This is a genomic window from Pseudomonas fragi (assembly GCF_900105835.1).
Lineage (GTDB): Bacteria > Pseudomonadota > Gammaproteobacteria > Pseudomonadales > Pseudomonadaceae > Aquipseudomonas > Aquipseudomonas fragi.
The window spans coordinates 4,804,015-4,821,405 of the sequence record NZ_LT629783.1 but is presented as its reverse complement, the minus strand read 5'-3'; the positions used below and the strand labels follow the sequence as shown (position 1 = coordinate 4,821,405).

The 17,391-nt window shown below is 61.5% G+C and carries 15 protein-coding genes and 1 pseudogene; 6 read left to right on the top strand and 10 right to left on the bottom strand.

All coding sequences use genetic code 11. The annotated features are described in order from the left end of the window. Positions 1–97: 97 nt before the first annotated feature. The 3 genes from BLU25_RS22275 to rnd form a co-directional block, all read right to left on the bottom strand. Positions 98–1,030, bottom strand: a complete 933-nt coding sequence (locus BLU25_RS22275) for a D-2-hydroxyacid dehydrogenase (protein ID WP_083369836.1) — start codon at positions 1,028–1,030, stop codon at positions 98–100. Between the two features lie 126 nt (positions 1,031–1,156). After that, positions 1,157–1,450 carry a YcgL domain-containing protein gene (locus BLU25_RS22270; RefSeq protein WP_016780093.1) on the bottom strand — a complete coding sequence of 98 codons (294 nt, stop codon included), beginning with the start codon at positions 1,448–1,450 and terminating at the stop codon, positions 1,157–1,159. Continuing rightward, positions 1,447–2,580 (bottom strand): ribonuclease D, encoded by a 1,134-nt coding sequence (gene rnd, locus BLU25_RS22265; protein WP_016780092.1) that lies wholly within the window; start codon positions 2,578–2,580, stop codon positions 1,447–1,449. The genes BLU25_RS22270 and rnd overlap by 4 nt, the downstream gene beginning before the upstream one ends. Before the next feature lie 254 nt (positions 2,581–2,834). On the opposite strand from rnd, the gene ampC reads away from it, so the two are divergent. Continuing rightward, entirely contained in the window at positions 2,835–3,995 is a 1,161-nt protein-coding gene (ampC, locus tag BLU25_RS22260) for a class C beta-lactamase (protein WP_016780091.1), read from the top strand. On the opposite strand, the gene BLU25_RS22255 is transcribed toward ampC, so the two are convergent. Together BLU25_RS22255 and BLU25_RS22250 are read right to left on the bottom strand one after the other, a co-directional pair. Continuing rightward, on the bottom strand, positions 3,992–4,642 hold the full coding sequence (locus BLU25_RS22255; RefSeq protein ID WP_016780090.1) for a class I SAM-dependent methyltransferase: 651 nt from the start codon (positions 4,640–4,642) through the stop codon (positions 3,992–3,994). The two genes, ampC and BLU25_RS22255, sit on opposite strands and share 4 nt — an antisense overlap. A 184-nt stretch (positions 4,643–4,826) precedes the next feature. Beyond that, positions 4,827–6,206: a glutamine synthetase family protein gene (locus BLU25_RS22250; protein WP_016780089.1), complete on the bottom strand. Its 1,380-nt coding sequence runs from the start codon at positions 6,204–6,206 to the stop codon at positions 4,827–4,829. Positions 6,207–6,650: 444 nt separating this feature from the next. Between BLU25_RS22250 and poxB the strand changes: the two genes are divergently transcribed. The 4 genes from poxB to BLU25_RS22230 all read left to right on the top strand — a co-directional run bounded on the left by poxB (position 6,651) and on the right by BLU25_RS22230 (position 10,546). Continuing rightward, positions 6,651–8,372: a ubiquinone-dependent pyruvate dehydrogenase gene (poxB, locus tag BLU25_RS22245; RefSeq protein WP_016780088.1), complete on the top strand. Its 1,722-nt coding sequence runs from the start codon at positions 6,651–6,653 to the stop codon at positions 8,370–8,372. A 225-nt stretch (positions 8,373–8,597) separates the two neighbouring features. Next, positions 8,598–8,840, top strand: coding sequence for a ParD-like family protein (locus tag BLU25_RS22240; protein WP_016780087.1), 243 nt, complete (start codon positions 8,598–8,600; stop codon positions 8,838–8,840). Beyond that, complete coding sequence (map, locus tag BLU25_RS22235; protein WP_016780086.1) at positions 8,837–9,628, top strand: type I methionyl aminopeptidase; 792 nt, start codon at positions 8,837–8,839, stop codon at positions 9,626–9,628. Before BLU25_RS22240 ends, map begins: the two co-directional genes overlap by 4 nt. A 24-nt stretch (positions 9,629–9,652) precedes the next feature. Continuing rightward, positions 9,653–10,546, top strand: a complete 894-nt coding sequence (locus BLU25_RS22230) for a LysR family transcriptional regulator (protein WP_016780085.1) — start codon at positions 9,653–9,655, stop codon at positions 10,544–10,546. Here the strand turns inward: BLU25_RS22230 and BLU25_RS22225 are convergent. The 3 genes and pseudogenes from BLU25_RS22225 to BLU25_RS22215 all read right to left on the bottom strand — a co-directional run bounded on the left by BLU25_RS22225 (position 10,534) and on the right by BLU25_RS22215 (position 12,850). Next, complete coding sequence (locus BLU25_RS22225; RefSeq protein WP_169716034.1) at positions 10,534–11,277, bottom strand: carboxymuconolactone decarboxylase family protein; 744 nt, start codon at positions 11,275–11,277, stop codon at positions 10,534–10,536. The two genes, BLU25_RS22230 and BLU25_RS22225, sit on opposite strands and share 13 nt — an antisense overlap. Positions 11,278–11,297: 20 nt before the next feature. Beyond that, positions 11,298–11,785 (bottom strand): annotated as a pseudogene (locus BLU25_RS22220) ((R)-mandelonitrile lyase); the annotation flags it as partial. 15 nt (positions 11,786–11,800) lie between these two features. Next, positions 11,801–12,850 (bottom strand): alpha/beta hydrolase, encoded by a 1,050-nt coding sequence (locus BLU25_RS22215; protein WP_016780084.1) that lies wholly within the window; start codon positions 12,848–12,850, stop codon positions 11,801–11,803. Between the two features lie 227 nt (positions 12,851–13,077). Between BLU25_RS22215 and BLU25_RS22210 the strand changes: the two genes are divergently transcribed. After that, the gene (locus tag BLU25_RS22210; RefSeq protein WP_016780083.1) at positions 13,078–14,505 is read left to right on the top strand and encodes a mechanosensitive ion channel family protein; all 1,428 of its coding nucleotides are present in this window, start codon (positions 13,078–13,080) and stop codon (positions 14,503–14,505) included. 193 nt (positions 14,506–14,698) lie between these two features. Here BLU25_RS22210 and ycaC read toward each other — a convergent pair whose 3' ends face one another. Both ycaC and BLU25_RS22200 read right to left on the bottom strand, forming a co-directional pair. Continuing rightward, positions 14,699–15,325 carry an isochorismate family cysteine hydrolase YcaC gene (gene ycaC / locus BLU25_RS22205; RefSeq protein ID WP_016780082.1) on the bottom strand — a complete coding sequence of 209 codons (627 nt, stop codon included), beginning with the start codon at positions 15,323–15,325 and terminating at the stop codon, positions 14,699–14,701. A gap of 32 nt (positions 15,326–15,357) precedes the next feature. Beyond that, entirely contained in the window at positions 15,358–17,190 is a 1,833-nt protein-coding gene (locus BLU25_RS22200; RefSeq protein WP_016780081.1) for an amidohydrolase, read from the bottom strand. Between the last annotated feature and the right edge of the window lie 201 nt (positions 17,191–17,391).

The window sequence follows — 17,391 nt, the reverse complement described above, 5'->3', positions numbered from 1 at the left end:
GCCCTTTGTGGGAGCGGGCTTGCTCGCGATGGCTTCGACGCGATTTACCGAATAGACCGCGTCGCCTGCATCGCGAGCAAGCCCGCTCCCACAGGTTTCAATACCCGCGGTCGAAATCCACTTCGCCACGCAATGGCTCACCTGCCTGATAAGCCCGCAGGTTGTCGACAAACAACTGCACCATCATCGGCGGCGAAGTCGGCGCCGAACTATGACCGGTCAGCAGCAAGCCCCAGGCGGTCCAGAACGGGTGCTTGGCCGGCAACGGCTCCTGACGGCAGACGTCAATCACCGCCCCCGCCAGATGCCCCACGCGCAAGGCCTCGACCAGATCAGCATCGACCACGGCCACGCCCCGCCCGGCATTGATAAACACGGCATTGGGGTTGAACTGCGCAAACAGCTCGGCATCGTACACATCATGGGTGTCCGGGGTATTAGGTAGCAGGTTGATCACGTAATCTACCTGCCCGACCAGGCGCGGCAAATCGCTCAGCACTCCCACTTCCTGGAACGGCGCCAGTTCACGGGGGGTATTGGCAATGGCATACAGCTCGACGCCAAAAGGCAGCAGAAACTTCGCCACGGTCTGGCCAATATCCCCGGCCCCGACAATCAGCACCTTGCGCCCCACCAGGCTCTGGCCCATGCGGTTATCCCACTTGCGCTCGACCTGGCTGACCAGCCGGGCCATGACTTCACGCTCGTGGCCCAGCATGTACGTCAACACGTATTCGGCCATCACCTGGCCAAAAATCCCCACCGCACGGGTCAGCCGGTAATCACGGTTAAGGCCATCGGCCAGCAACGGCGTAATCCCCGCCCAGGTCGACTGCAACCACGCAGGCTTGTGGCCCTGACGCATCAAGGTCGCCAGCAGGTCCGGCTGGCCCAGCCACACCGGGCACTCGCCGGCCATGCGTGACAATTGCTCGGAGTCGCCGCTGGACTGCACCTCAAGATCGGGGGCAAGGCGTTGCAGCAGTTGGGTGTAGAGCGGGTAATCGTTCTCGGCAATCAGGACGCGCATGTTTGCAACCTTTCCAGAACACTGCCAGCGCCCGCCGCCGGGGTTTGCCCCGGCGCGTTCGGGCACCGCCAATCAAAATGAGTCCGTTTCAGACAGGCGCCCGGAACCGGGCACCTGGCGCTGCACTTACATCGGGTCGTTGCGACGCAACAGCTCTTCGGGCAAGTGCTCGATGTATTCGTCTTCGGCAGGTGGCATTTGCAGGTGGTAGCCCTGGGTTTCCAGGTTTTCCAGCACCTTGGTGATGTCTTCGCGCGACAGCTTGCGCTCCGGCGTCAGTACCAGGTCAAAGGCATGGATCGCCTTGCCGAACGCCAGCATCAGGGTTTCCGGCACGCGCTCCAGGGCATCGGCCTTGAGCACATACAGGTACATTTCGTTGCGTTTGGTGCTGCGGTAGATCGAGCAAATACGTTTCAAGACGGTTCTCCAGCGGTGGCCAGGCAATCGAGCAAGGCCTGGCCCATCAGCTCACGGCGCCAGCCGCGCAGTGAGTCCGGCAATTGATAAGGGCCATTGGGGAAGCCACTTTTAAGCAGGGCTTCCAGGGTTTTCTTGCGCAGCATCAGTTCCGGCGCGATGTTCAGGCGCTCGGCCTCGGCCTGGCCGATGGCCCGCAGGCGCTTGATCAGCAGCGCGGCCTCAACCGGCAACGGCTCGGGCACGGCAGGCGGCCATTGTTCCGGCGGTAGACTGCCAGCACGCTTGATCAGATCAAGCAAAAACTCGCCGTCCTGACGCACGGTACGCGGGTGCATGTCTTCGATACGCGCCAGCGCCACCAGGTTGTCGGGTTGGGTCTTGGCCAAAGGCCACAAGGCGTGTTCACGAATCACCCGGTTGCGCGGCAGGTCCCGGGCACGGGCTTCGTGCTCGCGCCAGGCGCAGATTTCACGCAGTACCGCCAGTTGCGCCCGTGACAGTTTCCAGGCCAGCTTGGCGTCGCGGTACACCTCATAGGGGTCTGTTTCGCGGCGCAGGTTGGCAACCAGCTCGGCGCCATCTTCCAGCACCCAGTTGTATTTGTCGGCCGACAGGCGCGGGTGCAGCAACTTGTAGACTTCGGCCAGGTGTACGGCGTCTTCGGCGGCGTAGCTGATCTGGGTTTCCGACAGCGGGCGCTGCAGCCAGTCGGAGCGGGTCTCGCCCTTGGGCAGGTCGATGTCCAGCACTTCCTTGACCAGGCGCGAATAGCCCATCGAGAAGCCCAGGTTCAGGTAGGCTGCGGCAAGCTGGGTGTCGAACAACGGCACGGGCAGGCTGCCGGTCAGGCGCAGCAACACCTCAAGGTCTTCGCTGCAGGCGTGCAGCACTTTGACCACCGCCTGGTTTTCCAGCAAGGCGGCCAGGGGCTGCCAGTCGTCGATGGTCAACGGGTCGATCAGGTACGCCCGGGTGCCGTCGCCAATCTGGATCAGGCCGGCAATCGGGTAAAAGGTATCGACCCGCATAAATTCGGTGTCGAGGGCTACGAACGGCAATTGTTGCCATTCGGCGCAATGTTGGCCGAGGCTATCGTTGTCGCGAATCCAGTGAATATCGATGGCCACACGGCTCTCCCTTGAAGAATGGCGCGCAGTATATATCGCCGCCAGGGATTTCCGGAGACTGACTCGACACGTTGCACGCGAAAAAGCCTACGAAGTTTCAATCTAAAACCTGCAGCCACTTACTGTTTTTAGTTGTAGGCTGCTCGATTTCCCCTCAAAACGGTTTTGTTACAACACATTATGTGACAAGCCTGACGGGCCACCGCGCGAGGACACGCGTAGATTTACGCCCTATAAGAACCGAGGATGACCCCATGCATATGCCCCGCAAACTGTCAGCTGTTGCGCTTTCACTGGCAGGCCTGAGCGCGTTCGCCAACGTCGCCTGGGCTGAACAGACCGCCCCCAACATCGAGGCCGTTGTGCAAGACGGCGCCAAACAAGTCATGCAACGTTACAACGTGCCCGGTCTGGTCATTGCTGTGAGCGTTAACGGCAAGCAACAGTTTTACACCTTTGGCGTGGCATCAAAGGCCACCAACGCCCCCGTCACCCCTGACACGCTGTTTGAAGTCGGCTCCATCAGCAAGGCGTTTACCGCCACCCTGGCCACCTATGCCCAGGCCCAAGGCAAGTTGTCACTGAGCGACACCGTCGGCAACTACGAGCCGCAACTTCAGGGCACGCCCTTTGGCAAGGTGGCACTGACCCACCTGGCCACCCATACGGCCGGCGGGTTCCCCTTGCAGGTCCCGGACAGCGTGCAGAACGAACGCCAACTGATGGACTATCTCAAGGACTGGAGGCCGGTGTACCCGACGGGCACCCAGCGCAGCTATGCCAACCCCAGCATCGGCATGCTCGGCGTGATTGCCGCCAAAAGCCTGGACCTGCCATTTACCCAGGTCATGGAGCAGCAACTGTTTCCGGCACTGGGCCTCACAAGCAGTTACTACACGGTCCCCGAAGGCAAAGTGGCGCTGTATGCCCAGGGTTACGACAAGCAGGATGCACCGGTTCGGCTCAACTCAGGCGTACTGGGCAATGAAGCCTACGGCTTGAAGACCACAGCCCGCGACCTGATCCACTTTACCGAACTGAACCTGGGCAGGGGTGAAGCCAGCCCGTTGCTGCGCAAGGCCCTGAATGACACCCACACCGGTTACTTCCGCATAGGCCCCATGACACAGGACCTGATCTGGGAACAGTACCCTTATCCGGTCGAACTCAAATCGCTACTGGTGGGCAACTCGAACAAGATGGCCTATGAGAACAATGGTGCCATTGCCCTGAACCCGCCTTTGCCCCCCCAGCAAGCGGTTTGGGTCAACAAGACCGGTTCTACTTCAGGCTTTGGTGGCTACGCTGTGTTTATACCGGCGGAGCAAAAAGCGATCGTGATCCTGGCCAACAAGAACTACCCCAACGATGCACGGGTCGAGTTGGCCTACAAGATCCTCAAAGCCGCAGATTAAGTGTCTTTGCGCAAGATGTAGATGCTGCCCAGGCCACAGCCGGGCAGCACCTCATACTGTTTGAGGATGCTGAAGCCGGCCAGCTCAAACTGGGCTTCAATCTCGTCCTTGCTCACCACGATGGGTTGCGGGTCCTGGGGTTGCCCCGCCGGGCGACCAAGAGTGACTGACAGGATCAGGCTGTCACGGCTCACCCGGTGCAACTCGCGCAAAATAGCCAGGCGATGATCACTGTCACGCACATGATGAAACAGCTGCATGCAAAAAATGCAGTCCACCGCATTTTCCGAAATATCAATGGAAAACACCGAGCTCTGGAACAGTTTGATACGCGCCAGCAAGCTGGCAGGATGGTGGGTCTGGGCATGACTGAGCATGTCCCGGGATGAATCGCAGGCCAGGATCACCCGGTTGCCGTGCTCGGCCAGTACCGGCCAGTAACGCCCGGCGCCGCAGGCCAGATCGAGGATAAGGCCGGGCTCGCCCGCGATCTTGAGCGCCCGGCGCACCAGGCGCCGTTCGCGCCACAACGCCAGCCTGCGCACAAAGCCTTGCGGCTGTGCCTGCTGGCAAACCTTCGCATGCTCGCGGTCATAACGCTCGGCGAACTCATGCTCAATCGGGGTGGAAGGTGGCTGCGACGACATGGTCCGCGAACTCTTGTGTTTGATGATGATCGACACAGAGATTAACGGGGCGCCAGTGAAAAAATTGTCAGAAATCCATGAAAATAGGCATGGCGCGGTTGGAGCGGGCTTGCTCGCGATTGAATCGACCCGTTTACTCAGACAAATCGCCTCACCGCATCGCGAGCAAGCCCGTTCCCACAGATCAAGCCTGCTGCAAATACCAGCGCCAGTCCTGCTCCCCCACCTCGCCCATAAACTGGCGATACTCCGAATGTTTGACTGCCAGGTACACCTTCAAAAATGGCGCCCCAAACGCTTCCTTTGCCCACTCTGACCCCTTGAGCGCCCGCAAGGTGGTCAGCCAGTCGGTGGGCAGCCGCTCGCTGGCCTGGGCATAGCCATTGCCTTCGACCGGCGCACCCGGGTCCATCTGCTGGCGAATGCCGCGATGAATCCCGGCCAGAATGGCCGCTGCAGCCAGATACGGGTTGGCATCGGCGCCACAGATGCGGTGCTCGATATGCCGCGAAAAAGCCGGACCGCCCGGCACCCGCAAACTCACCGTGCGATTGTCCACGCCCCAGGTTGCAGCCAGCGGCGCATAGCTGTTGCTCTGGAAACGGCGATAGGAGTTGGCATTGGGGCAAAACATCAATAACGAATCGAGCAAGGTGCTGAGCATGCCGCCCACCGCCTGCTTGAGCAACGGCGTGCCCTCTGGGGCTTCGCTGGCAAACAGGTTGTTGCCGTGCTTGTCGGCCAGGCTGACATGCATATGCATGCCGGTGCCAGCCAGGTCATCAAAGGGCTTGGCCATGAAGCAGGCCTGCATGCCGTGCTTGTGCGCCACGCCCTTGACCAGACGCTTGTAGCGCACCGCTTCGTCCATCGCCTGCAAGGCATCGCTGCGGTGCTCAAGGGTGATTTCCACCTGCCCCGGCGCATATTCGGAAATCGCCGTGCGCGCAGGTATACCCTGGAGCTTGCAGGCGCTGTACAGATCGGCAAGGAATGGCTCGATCTGCTCCAGCTCGCGCAGGCCGTAGACCTGGGTTGCTCGCGGACGCTGGCCATCGGCATCGCGGGCCGGTTGCGGGCGGCCGTTGCTGTCACGCTGCTGGTCGAGCAGATAAAACTCCAGCTCGGCGGCCATCACCGGGTAATAACCGTCGGCCTTGAGGTCGTCGATCACCCGGGCCAGCAAGTGCCGGGGGTCGGCCACCGTGGCGGGCATGCCCTGCTGCGGGTGCATGCTGACCTGCACCGCCGCTGTCGGTATCAGGCGCCACGGCATGCGCTGCAAACTGCCACTGATCGGGTAGGCGCGGCAATCGATATCGCCCACATCCCACACCAGCCCGGTGTTCTCCACATCATGGCCATTGATGCTCAAGCCCAGGATCGTGCTGGGCAACGGCCGCCCGCTTTCATAGACCGCCAGCAGCTCGTCACGGTGCAGCAACTTGCCTCGGGGCACACCGTTGTTGTCGATGATAAACAGCTCGAACATCTCGATGTCCGGGTTCAGTTGCAGAAAATCCAGGGCTTCTTGCAACGGGGCAAACGCGGTTGTGGCACTCATGGCAATACTCATCGGCTCGTATCAGAAAGGCGCACGGGGGCGCAGTCATTCAGGATTTGACGGGGCGACAAGATCCGGCGGGCGGGCATGACGGCAGTGAAACAAGGCCCAAAAGGCCTGCCAGGGGCACTGAGTGCTGCTCATACCTGCAACCGTTGCCAAAAAGGGAACCCAGCCTCACACGCCCGGGTCGGTTGTTTAAATGCAGGGTTTTATACCTTTGGTTACATCGGCGCTAAACATACGCCCCACTCTGTGGGAGCGGGCTTGCCCGCGATGCAGGCGCTGCGATCATCCGGCAAACCAGGGTGATGCAATCGCGAGCAAGCCCGCTCCCACAACAAGCCACCTTCCAGCGCTCTGGTGAACGTTTCAAACCCCGGCAAGGTCGCATGCAGTGTCTATCCTGCTTGATCCACCCTACTGCTTCGAGGAGCCCGCACCATGACCAGAACCGTTGCCGATTTCATCACCCAAACCTTGCAGCAAGCCGGCGTAAAGCGTGTGTTTGGCGTGGTGGGCGATTCCCTCAACGGCTTTACCGATGCCCTGCGCCGCCAGGAACAGATCGAGTGGATCCATATGCGCAACGAAGAGTCCGCCGCGTTTGCCGCCGGTGCCGAAGCCCATTTGACTGGTGAACTGGCGGTATGCGCCGGCAGTTGCGGGCCGGGCAACCTGCATTTGATCAATGGCCTGTTCGACGCCCATCGCAGCGGCGTACCGGTGCTGGCCCTGGCCGCGCATATTCCCGGCAGCGAAATCGGTATTGATTATTTCCAGGCCACTCACCCCGAAAGCCTGTTCAAGGAATGCAGCCACTACGTCGAACTGGTGTCTGATGCCGGGCAGTTGCCGCAGATTTTGCATCGAGCCATGCGCACAGCCATCGCCAAACGCGGGGTGGCCGTAGTGGTGATACCCGGCGACGTGGCGCTGCAAGCCACCGAGGCCAAGGTACCCCAGTGGCTCAAGCCTACCACGCCGCAGATTTGCCCGGCCCCGGCCGATATCGACCGGCTGGCGTCATTTCTCAATGATGGCAAGAAAGTCACGCTGCTCTGCGGTGCCGGCTGCGCCGGTGCCCACAGCGAAATCCTCGCCCTGGCCGAACGCCTCAACGCGCCCATCGTGCATGCCCTGCGCGGCAAGGAACACGTGGAATACGATAACCCCTATGACGTTGGCATGACCGGCCTGATCGGCTTCGCCTCGGGGTACAAGGCGATGATGAACTGCGACACCTTGCTGATGCTCGGCACCAACTTCCCGTATCGCCAGTTCTACCCCGAACACGGTTACATCGCGCAAATCGACCTGCGCCCCGAAGCGCTGGGCAACCGCTGCCCGCTGGAGCTGGGGCTGCTCGGTGATGTGAAGCTGACGCTGCAGGCAGTGCTGCCCAAGGTGATGCAAAACCCCGACCGCGAGCACCTCGACAAAGCACTCGACGACTACAAGAAAGCCCGCGAAGACCTCGACGCCCTGGCCGAAAGCGGCCCTGACAGCGCCATCATCCACCCGCAGTACCTCAATCGCCTGGTCAGCGAACTGGCGGCAGAGGATGCGATTTTCACCTGCGATGTCGGCACGCCCACCGCGTGGGCTGCACGTTACTTGAAGATGAACGGCAAACGGCGCCTGATCGGCTCGTTCAACCACGGTTCTATGGCCAATGCCATGCTCCAGGCCATTGGCGCCCAGGCAACATTCCCTGAGCGTCAGGTCATTTCCATGTCGGGTGATGGCGGCTTCACCATGATGATGGGCGACTTCCTGACCCTCAACCAGGTGGGTTTACCGATCAAGGTCATCGTGCTCAACAACGGCACCCTGGGTTTTGTGGAAATGGAAATGAAAGCCGCGGGCTTCCCGGATGTGGGTTGCGACCTGAAAAACCCGAACTTTGCGGCAATGGCCCAGGCGATGGGCGTGAAAGGCATCCGGGTCGAGCACCCGGCCGAACTCGAAGCCGCCCTGCGCGAAGCCCTCAGCCATGATGGCCCGGTACTGGTGGACGTGGTCAGCGCACGCCAGGAACTGGTTATGCCACCGACCAAGACCTTCGAGCAGGCCAAGGGCTTCAGCCTGTTTATGCTCAAGACCGTGATGGACGGCCGCGCACGGGAGCTGATCGACCTGGCCAAAGTCAATTTGTGGCGTTAATGAACTCCCTGTAGCCGCAGTACTTTGTGGGAGCGGGCTTGCTCGCGATGCATGCGGCGCGGTCTGTCAGGTAAACCGAGTCGATTTCATCGCGAGCAAGCCCGCTCCCACAGGGAGGCCTTGACCGGCAACAGAGTCTCACATGATTGAAAAACGCTTCAGCTTGCGATCCCGGGCAGCTCTCGCCTAATATACGTTCCATATACATTTCATATTGGAACGCTAATGGGCATCGTCAAGATATCCGAGCAAATGCACGAAAACCTGCGGGTCGCCAGCAACGCGCTGAGCCGCTCGATCAATGCGCAAGCCGAACACTGGATGCGTATTGGCATGCTGTCCGAACTGCACCCCAACCTTGATCACAACCAGATCTGCCGCCTGCTGGTGCGGGCCGAGCAGGCGGGCGGCCTGGACTTGAATGTGGCACTGCAAGACACCCCCCTCGCAACCGGAGCACATTCATGAAGGCCAGCGTCGTTATCAACACCCCGGCACAGATCGCCCAGTCCAAGGTCGCGGGCAAGCTGGCCGCCGAAGTGCTGGCCATGATCGGCGAGCACGTCAAGGCCGGGGTCACCACCGACCAGCTCGACAAGATCTGCCACGACTATATCGTCAACGTGCAAAAGGCCATCCCCGGCAACGTGGGCTACCACGGCTTTCCCAAAACCGTGTGCGCTTCGGTCAATGAAGTGGTGTGCCACGGTATTCCGTCAAACCGGGTGCTGCAGGACGGCGACATCGTCAATATCGATATCGCGGTGGTCAAGGATGGCTGGTTCGGCGATACCAGCCGCATGTACTTCGTCGGCGAACCAAGCCCCGCGGCGCGGCATCTGGTGAAAACCACCTACGACGCCATGTGCGCCGGGATCCGCATGGTGCGCCCCGGCGCGACCCTGGGCGACATCGGCCACGCTATCCAAAGCCTGGCTGAAAAGGAAGGCTTCAGTGTGGTGCGCGAATACTGCGGCCACGGTATCGGCAAGGTCTACCACGACGAGCCGCAAGTGCTGCACTACGGCTATCCGGGCCAGGGCATGAAGCTCAAAGCCGGCATGATTTTCACCATCGAGCCGATGCTCAATGCCGGCAAGCGCCACGTCAAAACCCTGCCCGACCACTGGACCGTGGTCACCAGGGACGGCTCGCTATCAGCCCAGTGGGAACATATGGTGGCCGTGACTGACAACGGCTTTGAGGTGCTGAGCCCGTGGCCGGACACTATGGCCGACTACCCCGCCATTGTTTGACAGGCACTGCACAGGGATGGCGATATGACAGTTGAAAGCTACGACCAGCTGGCGATCTTCGCAGTGGTTGCCCAGGAGCGCAGCTTTACCCGCGCCGCCGCTCGCCTGGGCATGTCGCAACCGGCCCTGAGCCGGGCCATGCGCCAGCTCGAGGAGCGCCTGGGGGTCAGGTTGCTGGCGCGCACTACCCGCAGCGTTGCCCCCACACAAGCGGGTGAGCACCTGCTGCAGGTAATTGCACCACGCTTCGACGAGATCAACAACGAGCTGGCGCTGCTCAGCAAGTTTCGCGACCGGCCGGCAGGTAAATTGCGCATCACCGCGGGTGAGCATGCCGCGATTGCGGTCCTGCAACCGGTACTGGCACAGCTGCTGCCCGACCACCCGGACTTGAGCATCGAAATCATCGTCGACTACGGCCTGACCGATATTGTCGCCGAGGGTTACGATGCTGGCGTGCGCCTGGGCGAACAGGTGGCCAAGGACATGATTGCGATGCGCATCGGGCCTGACATGCGCATGGCGGTGGTCGGCTCCCCCGCTTACTTCAGCCGCTACCCCAAGCCGGTGATCCCGGCCGATCTGGTGGCCCACAACTGCATTACCTTGCGCATGCCTACCCACGGCGGCCTGTTTATGTGGGAGTTCGAGAAAAACGGCCAGGCCCTGAAAGTGCGGATCGAAGGCCAACTGGTGTTCAACAACATTGCCATGCGCCTGGAGTCGGCACTACAGGGCCTGGGCCTGGCCTATATGCCTGAAGACGCAGTGCGGCCCCATATCGAGCAGGGCCACCTGATCCGCGTGCTGGAGGACTGGTGCGAACCGTATTCCGGCTACCACCTCTACTACCCGAGTCGACGCCAGTCCTCGCCGGCCTTCACCCTGTTGCGTGAAGCCTTGCGCTACCGCGACTGACGAGCAGCCAGTTGGGCGTCCAGTGCCTCGCTGGCGCGCCGGGCGGCATCGCCATCGCCACTTTCGGCGAGCACCTGGATCACCTCACGCAATTGCGCCTCGCTGAGACCAACACGCAGGCTGGCGCCCATGTGTGAACGCAGTTGCGGCTCCACACCGGGGGTGGCGGCCAGGGCACCGACCGTGGCCAGCTCGCGACTTTGCCAGTCCAGATTGTCCCGGGCAAAAATATCGCCGAACAAATGCGCCTGCAGGTACTGGTTGATCACCGGGGCAAAATCAAACAGCGGGCCCTGCACCGGCGCCCCGGAAATCCGCGTTTGATTGGCCTTGCCCAGGGCCAGCAGCTCTTCACCCGCAGGGATCGCAGCTTCGGGTTCACGCCCCGGGGCGTCTTCAATGCCCCGTTGACGGCGGGCATCGAGCACCTTCATCAACTGACCGAGGGCGTTGAGGCTTCGCGGGAAGCCCGTGTAAGCATACAACTGCACCAGAATTTCCTTGGCCTCGCTGACCGTCAGACCGGCATCGAGGCCCTGGTTCAAGGCGCTATCGAGCGCGGGCATATTGCTGCTGGCCATGGCGGCGGCGATCAGCGGGATGGCCCGCTGGCGTGGCGTCAGGCCCTGCCCGGCCACCCCGCTGACGGCACGGGAGCCGTCGACGGGCGGGGCCGCCTGCACTGAATCGATGGTCAGCCCCAGGCTCAGGGCGAAGGCCGCAGCCAGCATGGCTGGGCTCTGGAACTTAACGGCCCTGGTATTGTTCATCCGTCACTTTCTCCATCCAGGTCACGTTTTTGCCGTCCACGGTGCCGGTGACGGCCAGATGGGTCATGGCACCGCCCGGGGCGGCACCGTGCCAGTGCTTGATCCCCGGCGGGCAGACCACCACGTCGCCGGGGTGAATCTGCTGCACCGGCTTGCCCCACTCCTGGGTCAGGCCCACCCCGGACACCACCACCAGCCGCTGTCCGGCAGGATGGGTGTGCCAGGCCGAACGCGCGCCCGGCTCGAAGGTAACGTAGGCACCCGAGGCGTTGATTTCTTGGCTGGCGGGAAACAACGGATCGACCCGCACCTGCCCGGTAAAGTAATCCTCGGGACCGGCAGTCGAGACCTGGTCGACGCTGCGGATAATCTGCTGCGCCCGGGCCTTGTCGTCAGCGGCTGCCGAGCCGGCGGCGCCCGCCAGGGGCGCCGCTACACACATTGCCAGAGTCCATAGTGTGCGGTTCATGCAAACCTCCTCGTATCAGAGTGTTCTGGCGTAGAAATCAGCCAGCTGGCTGATGGCTGCGTCGACATACTCAGGTACCCAGTAAGTCTGGATATGGGTTGCGCCATCGATCTTGAACAGCGTCTTGTCCTTGGTGCCCGTGGCCTTGGCGAACGCCTGCTCGGTCATGTACAGGGTGTCGGCCTTGCTGCCGGCAATCATCAACAGCGGCTTGTTGAGCAGTTCAAGCTGGTTGGTGGCATCAAAGCTCATCAGGTCCATCAGGCTGCTGAGGGTGTATTTGAAGGTCGAGTTGGGGTGGGCGTGAGTCTTGCCGTAGTACTCGAAGCCTTCGCGATACAGGTCAAAAGGCAGTTTGGCGATTTGTTCGTCGGTGAGTTTGACATCCCCGGTGTATACCACCTCGCCGCCTGCCGCTTCCTGGGCACGGGCGTCGGAGGACTGCTGCAGGCGTTCCTGGATGGTGTCCAGTTGCGAATCCATAAAGCCATTACGGCGCACCAGCCCGGAGTTGAACATGCTAACGGTGGCAATCGACTGGAAGCGCTTGTCGCTTTGCCCGGCCTTCAGCGCATAACCACCGCCACCGCAGATGCCCAGGAGGCCTATGCGTTTGGTGTCGACACCGGGGTAGTTGGCAATAAAGTCGGCCATGCCGTGGATGTCTTCGACACGGTTGGCGGGTTTGTCGACATTGCGCGGCTGGCCACCGCTGGCGCCCTGGTAGGCGGCGTCGGCGGTAATGGTGATGTAGCCCTTGTCAGCCAGGCGCTGGGCATACAGGCCCGCGACCTGTTCCTTGACCCCGCCGTTGGGGTGCGCGACGACGATGGCCGGGTATTTTTTGCCCGCATCGTAGTTGGCCGGCGTGTACACATTGGCGGCGATATCCAGGCCGTTGAGCTTGTAGGTAACAGGATGGATATTGACCTTGCCCGGTTCGTTGCGAGTGATTGCATCGGCGTAGGTCAGGGTGAACGGGTTGGCCTTGTAGTCCCCCGCCTCGGCGGCTGACATACCGACCATTGCAGCCATGAGCGTGACTTTAAGTACTGTAAACGTCATAAAAATCTCCCTCTCAAAGTTAAACTTCTGCAGGAAACGGCCACCGGGGGCGAGCGCGTATTCAATATAGAAGTAACTTAGCGACTGGGGACTGATTAATAAACGGCGCTTACCGGATAGCACTTATACCTTGCATGCATAAATACCCCCTTGCATCCGTGCGCCCCCTTCGCAACATCCGGCTAACCTGTGTTCAGTCCCGCCTGTTTGCTTACCGGAATTTGCCCATGTCCATTTTTCTCGACCATCCGTTGTCCTGGAGTGCCCTGCTGCTGGTGAGCGACGCCGTGCTGTGGCATCTGGCGCCCTTCAGGCAGCGCATTACGCGGGTCGCGGTGCGCCTGGCGCTGTTTGCGTTATTCAGCGTGATCGTTTTCAACGCCGGGGTCAGCCCGTTGCAGCCGCCGCTGTTTACCGATGATCGGGTCGCCCAGTTGGGGGCAACCGCGCTGGGGATTGTGTGGTGGCTGTATGCGGCGCGGGTGCTCACCGAGCTTATCGGCCTGGCGCTGATGCGCCGCATCGGCCACAGCGGCCGCCTGCTGCAGGATGTCATTGGCGCGCTGGTGTTTCTGGCGGCCATCGTCGCCGCGGCCGGTTATGTCCTGGAACTACCGGTCAAGGGCCTGCTGGCGACTTCCGGGGTGGTGGCCATCGTGGTCGGCCTGGCGTTGCAGAGCACCTTGAGCGACGTGTTTTCCGGCATCGTGCTCAACACCACCAAACCGTACCAGGTGGATGACTGGGTGGTGATCGACGGGGTCGAAGGCAAGGTGCTGGACATCGACTGGCGCGCCACCCACCTGCTGACCAGCGCAGGCAGCACGGCGGTGGTGCCCAACTCGGTGGCAGCCAAGGCAAAAATCGTCAACCTGAGCCGGCCCGGCAACCTGCACGGGGTGTCGATCAGTATCCAGGTGCCCAACCATGTTCGCCCGCGGCGGGTGCTGGACGCCCTGGAGCGCACCCTGCAGGGCAGCAGCAGCCTGTTGCACGACCCGGCGCCCCGGGCGGCGCTCAAGGAAACCGGCGAGAGCTTGTCCGAATACGTGGCCAGCGGGTTTATTGCCGAGCTGGGCAAAAAAAGCGAAGTGCGCAACCAGTTGTTCGACCTGGCTCACCGGCACCTGGAGGCCGTGGGCATTTCACGCCAGCCCGACAGGGTCATCGAATCCGCGAGCCGTGCCCGGGCGTTGCTCGATGACGTAAAAATCTTCCGCTCGTTGAGTGAACAGGAGCGCGACCAGATCGCCCGCTCGATGGTTGCCCGGCAATACGCGGCCGGTGAAGTGGTGTTGGCCCATGACGAGGTACCCGACAGCCTGATGGTGATCGGCACCGGCGTGATCAGCGTCACCCTGCCGGATCCCAAGGGCCCCGTCGAAGCCGGGCGCATGGGGCCGGGGGAGATCATGGGCGAAGAAAGCGTGCTCACGGACTCGCCGTCCCTGGCGACCTTTACCGCCTTGACCTCAAGCATCATTTATCAGATCGACAAGGCCCTGACCCGGGACTGCATGGTGCAGCGGGCCGAGGTTGGCCAGGCCTTGAGCAAATTGCAGGCGGTGCGCCAGCAAAGCAGCCGCATGGCGCTGATGACCGCGCCGGCGCCGATCAGCAAAGGCGGGTTTTTGAGTTGGTTGCACCGGCATTGAGCAAGGGCAGCCAGCGCCCCGTAGCAGCTGACGAGTGGAACGAGGCTGCGTTCGATTGCGAAGCAATCGTAAACCTGAGCGCGCGGTTTATCTGACACACCGCATGCTCGGGTTTCACGAAGGCTGCCTCGGGGTGCCGCATCTCACCGAACGCAGCCTCGTCCCACTCATCAACAGATACGGAGGTTGAGGGTTATCTGGAGGTAAACGCCGAGTAGCTGTTCATCAGGTTGCGGTAGTTGGGGATGCGTGGTGACAGCAAGTTGGCCAGGCCTTCCATATCGTTGCGCCAGTCAACCTGCAGCTCGCACGCCACCGAGAACCAGTTGACCAACTGCGCACCCGCCGCTGTCATCCGCGCCCACGCCGCCTGTTGCACGGTTTCGTTGAAGGTGCCCGAAGCATCGGTGACTACAAACACCTCGAAACCCTCAGCCAGCGCCGACAGCGTCGGAAAGGTTACGCACACATCCGTCACCACGCCCGCAATGATCAGTTGCTTGCGCCCGGTCGCCTTGACCGCCTTGACGAAATCTTCGTTGTCCCAGGCATTGATCTGACCGGGGCGCGGGATGTAGGGCGCATCGGGGAACAGCTCCTTGAGTTCGGGCACCAATGGGCCGTTGGGGCCGGTTTCAAAACTGGTGGTGAGGATGGTCGGCAGCTTGAAGAACCTGGCCACATCAGCGAGCGCCAGCACGTTGTTCTTGAATTCGTTCGGCGAGAAATCCTGCACCAGCGAAATCAAACCGGTCTGGTGATCAACCAGCAGCACCACAGCATCATCTTTGTTCAGGCGTTTGTATGGAACGTGGCTCATATGGAACTCCTTGATAGATGGGTGTAACGGGATCAAAACGCAAAACAGGAGCAGCCGAAGGCGCCCCAGAAACCGGCAAAATCGCTGACTGGCGCAGTCGACAAACGCGCCTTCTCATGGCCGTGGGCATGCACCGCGCACGGCCCGCTGCACTGGTGGGCCAGGGACGGTGCGCCCGGGCGCCAGTGGCCAGGGACTTGCACCACCGGCGACCAGTCGGGCAAGACCGGCAGCCGGGCCGGGCCAAGTTTTTCGAAGTCGTCGGCGGCATACACGACCTCGCCGCCCACTACGGTCAGCACCGACTCGATCCACTTGATGGCTTCTTCATCGACGCTGAAAAAGTCCGCACTTAGGACCGCGACGTCCGCCAGCTGGCCGACCTTGATCTGGCCCTTCTTGCCCTGCTCGGAGGAAAACCAGGCACTGCCGTGGGTAAACAGTTCCAGCGCGGTCAGCCGCGGCAGGCCTTCGGCATGCAGCTCGAGCCCGCCCACGGTGCGACCGCTGACCATCCAGTACAGCGATGTCCACGGGTTGTAACTGGATACCCGGGTGGCATCGGTACCCGCGCCCACCGGCACGCCTTCGGCCAGCATGCGTTTGATCGGTGGCGTGGCTTCGGCGGCTTTGGCGCCGTAGCGCTCGACGAAATACTCGCCCTGAAACGCCATGCGATCCTGAATCGCGATACCGCCGCCCAGCGCCCTGACCCGCTCGATGTTCTGAGGGGTAATGGTTTCGGCATGATCGAAAAACCATGGCAGGCCATTGAACGGAATATCCCGATTGACCTTCTCGAACACGTCGAGCATGCGGCTGATGGACTCGTTGTAGGTGGCGTGCAGGCGGAATGGCCAACGCTGCTCCACCAAATGGCGCACCACAGGTTCCAGCTCGTCTTCCATGGTCTGCGGCAGGTCAGGGCGCGGTTCGAGGAAGTCTTCGAAGTCAGCCGCCGAGAACACCAGCATTTCCCCGGCACCGTTGTGGCGCAAAAAGTCATCGCCCTGGTGCAGCTTGACGCTGGAGGTCCAGTGCTTGAAGTCAGCGAGTTCTTCCTTGGGCTTTTGCGTGAACAGGTTGTAAGCGATGCGCATGGTCAGTTGTCGGTCTTTGGCCAGTTGCTCGATGACCCGGTAGTCGTCGGGGTAGTTCTGGAAGCCACCACCGGCATCAATCGCGCTGGTGAGCCCGAGGCGATTGAGTTCACGCATAAACTGGCGGGTCGAATTGACCTGATACTCCAGCGCCAGCGCTGGCCCCTTGGCCAGGGTCGAATAGAGGATCATCGCATTGGGTCGCGCCACCAGCATGCCGGTGGGGTTGCCCTTGGCATCACGCACGATCTCGCCACCTGGCGGGTTCGGCGTGTCACGGGTATAGCCGGCCACTCGCAGCGCGGCCCGGTTGAGCAAGGCGCGGTCATACAAGTGCAGGACAAACACCGGGGTGTCCGGGGCCGCCTGATTGAGTTCGTCCAGGGTCGGCATGCGTTTCTCGGCGAACTGGAATTCGTTCCAGCCACCCACCACGCGCACCCACTGCGGTGTGGGCGTGCGTGCGGCCTGCGCCTTGAGCATGCGCAATGCATCGGCCAGCGACGGCACGCCTTCCCAGCGCAATTCGAGGTTGTAGTTCAGGCCACCGCGGATCAGGTGCAGGTGCGAGTCATTAAGCCCGGGAATGACGCAGCGGCCCTTGAGATCGATGACTTGCGTGCCCGGACCGCGCAGGGCCATCGCCTGGGCATCGGTGCCGACCGTGACAAAACGGCCTTCACGGATGGCCACGGCACTGGCCTGCGGATTGTCGCGGTCGACGGTGTTGAATTGACCATTGAACAGGATCAGATCGGCGTTCATCACGTTTCCTTGGGCGCACAAAGGACTGGGGAGCTGCGGGATCGAGTTTCAGCGTAGATCCTTTAAGCAAATCCGATGCCGCCATCGGGCGGGAGCTTCTGTGCCGGTGCTGGCTTGCTTGCACAGCAAATGGCGTCGTTTGCAAGTCGTCTGGCGTGCTGCTGCTAGTGATCAGCCTCGCGGTCTGGACCATCATGGATT

Bases quoted from the DNA above. Each gene is read 5' to 3' on its own strand.
- BLU25_RS22275 (WP_083369836.1), bottom strand. From the start codon at position 1,030: ATGCGCGTCCTGATTGCCGAGAACGATTACCCGCTCTACACCCAACTG.
- ampC (WP_016780091.1), top strand. From the start codon at position 2,835: ATGCATATGCCCCGCAAACTGTCAGCTGTTGCGCTTTCACTGGCAGGC.
- BLU25_RS22255 (WP_016780090.1), bottom strand. From the start codon at position 4,642: ATGTCGTCGCAGCCACCTTCCACCCCGATTGAGCATGAGTTCGCCGAG.
- BLU25_RS22250 (WP_016780089.1), bottom strand. From the start codon at position 6,206: ATGAGTGCCACAACCGCGTTTGCCCCGTTGCAAGAAGCCCTGGATTTT.
- poxB (WP_016780088.1), top strand. From the start codon at position 6,651: ATGACCAGAACCGTTGCCGATTTCATCACCCAAACCTTGCAGCAAGCC.
- BLU25_RS22240 (WP_016780087.1), top strand. From the start codon at position 8,598: ATGGGCATCGTCAAGATATCCGAGCAAATGCACGAAAACCTGCGGGTC.
- map (WP_016780086.1), top strand. From the start codon at position 8,837: ATGAAGGCCAGCGTCGTTATCAACACCCCGGCACAGATCGCCCAGTCC.
- BLU25_RS22230 (WP_016780085.1), top strand. From the start codon at position 9,653: ATGACAGTTGAAAGCTACGACCAGCTGGCGATCTTCGCAGTGGTTGCC.
- BLU25_RS22225 (WP_169716034.1), bottom strand. From the start codon at position 11,277: ATGCTGGCTGCGGCCTTCGCCCTGAGCCTGGGGCTGACCATCGATTCA.
- BLU25_RS22215 (WP_016780084.1), bottom strand. From the start codon at position 12,850: ATGACGTTTACAGTACTTAAAGTCACGCTCATGGCTGCAATGGTCGGT.
- BLU25_RS22210 (WP_016780083.1), top strand. From the start codon at position 13,078: ATGTCCATTTTTCTCGACCATCCGTTGTCCTGGAGTGCCCTGCTGCTG.
- ycaC (WP_016780082.1), bottom strand. From the start codon at position 15,325: ATGAGCCACGTTCCATACAAACGCCTGAACAAAGATGATGCTGTGGTG.
- BLU25_RS22200 (WP_016780081.1), bottom strand. From the start codon at position 17,190: ATGAACGCCGATCTGATCCTGTTCAATGGTCAATTCAACACCGTCGAC.